1 protein-coding gene and 2 pseudogenes are annotated in these 1,515 nt (G+C 57.6%); 1 reads left to right on the top strand and 2 read right to left on the bottom strand.

Translation table 11 applies throughout. The features are described from left to right. A pseudogene (locus tag ABX749_RS32530) lies at positions 1-197 on the top strand (hypothetical protein); the annotation flags it as partial. A 29-nt stretch (positions 198-226) separates the two neighbouring features. Here ABX749_RS32530 and ABX749_RS32535 read toward each other — a convergent pair. Together ABX749_RS32535 and ABX749_RS32540 are read right to left on the bottom strand one after the other, a co-directional pair. Continuing rightward, a complete protein-coding gene (locus ABX749_RS32535; protein WP_372899699.1) occupies positions 227-1,021 on the bottom strand; it encodes a hypothetical protein in 795 nt (264 codons plus the stop codon). Beyond that, positions 1,018-1,515, bottom strand: a pseudogene (locus ABX749_RS32540) (ABC transporter ATP-binding protein); the annotation flags it as partial. The pseudogene ABX749_RS32540 and the gene ABX749_RS32535, both read right to left, overlap by 4 nt.

A 1,515-nucleotide genomic window follows, 5' to 3' on the forward strand; every position in this document is an offset into this window, starting at 1 on the left:
AAGCCTTTTGGATCAATGGCGAATTACGGGGGCATTGGAAAGGCTTTAATTGGCGAACCGACGAGGCGCTGCAAGCGAATGCCTTGACGCTGGAGAGTTATGTGACCGATCGTTGGACCAAGAACCCGATCAATGTCGTCTTCTTTGACAATCTGGTCATCGCATCAAAATACATCGGACCGGAAAAACCGCGCTGAGGCGGAACCGCAACGCCGCAAAGGATTTTTTAGCCTTCTTGCTGGGTCGGGTATTCGGTACGTTCGACTCGGTACAGCGCGATGCCCAAGAAAAGGACGACCATCACGCCCAGCAGTTGCAAATGTGTGGAGACGGGTTCGTTGCCGAAGATGTGTTCCGCTTGACTGCGGGCATCGTCCCACTGCATCCAATCGGCCAACAAACCGCGTAGCCGATAATTGATCGTGAACTTGTTGACCAGCGCGGGAATAAACGAGACGACGTACTCCACCACGACGGTGTACATGACCGCGGCGACCATGGTACGTCGATAGAACAGCGTGCCGATCATCAAGTACAGGGCCGCATGGACAAAGCACGACAACACGACCAACTTGGTCAACACCCACCACAATTCGGATCCGATGGGTGAATCGACGACGATCGTGCAGAGCGCCACCGCGGCCAGGGAAGCGGAAAGCGTCCAAACCACGGCCGTCAAGTATTTCCCGATCAAGACCATTCGTTGGCCGGACGAACGCATGGTCAGATACACCCACGTTTGGCCTTCGATCTCCGTACTGATCGCCGGTGTGGCCCACAACAACAACCCCAACAGACAGCTGACTTCGGGGATCAAAAAATACATCGCCATCCCCAGCGGCTCGATCATGTTCTCGGCGTCAAAACGTTCGCCCATTTCAATCTTTGCGATCAGATGAATGGCGGTGATGATCGCGACCGGAAACGCAACCAGGATGAACCAAATCGCGATCCGGCCGATCGTCAGCGAACGGCGCAGTTCGAAAATCATCACCGCCAGCGGCAGAGTCAGCTTGTTCACGGCGTTTCTCCGCGATGATGTTTCAGCAGCGATTCGAACAACGTTTCCAGGTTGCCATCGGACGTCCGCAACCGCTCGATCGCGAGTCCGTCACTGCGAATCCAATGCGGCAACTGACGGTAGAACTCGCCGGGGTCGCGCAACGAGACCGCCAGCTCGGTCCGACCGGCGGACAAGGACAGCGAGTCGACCCACGGAACATCGGCCAAGCGATGCACCAGCCGCGCGGCGTCGGGGCCGATCACACGGACTTGTTGCGGCGTGTCGGCCAGGATCGATTCGATCTCGTCAGCCGTCCCCGAAGCCAGCAAGCGTCCTCCGTAAATCAACAAGAACGACGACGTGACCGCTTCGATCTCCTGCAACACGTGACTGGCGAACAGCAGCCCCCGCCCTTCGTCCGTCCAGGCCTTCAGGACCGCCGTCATGTCTGCCCGACCGACCGGATCAAGCCCGTTGTAGGGTTCGTCCAAGATCAACAGGTCCGGCTGGTG

Source organism: Stieleria sp. (genome assembly GCF_041595215.1).
GTDB lineage: Bacteria > Planctomycetota > Planctomycetia > Pirellulales > Pirellulaceae > Stieleria > Stieleria magnilauensis.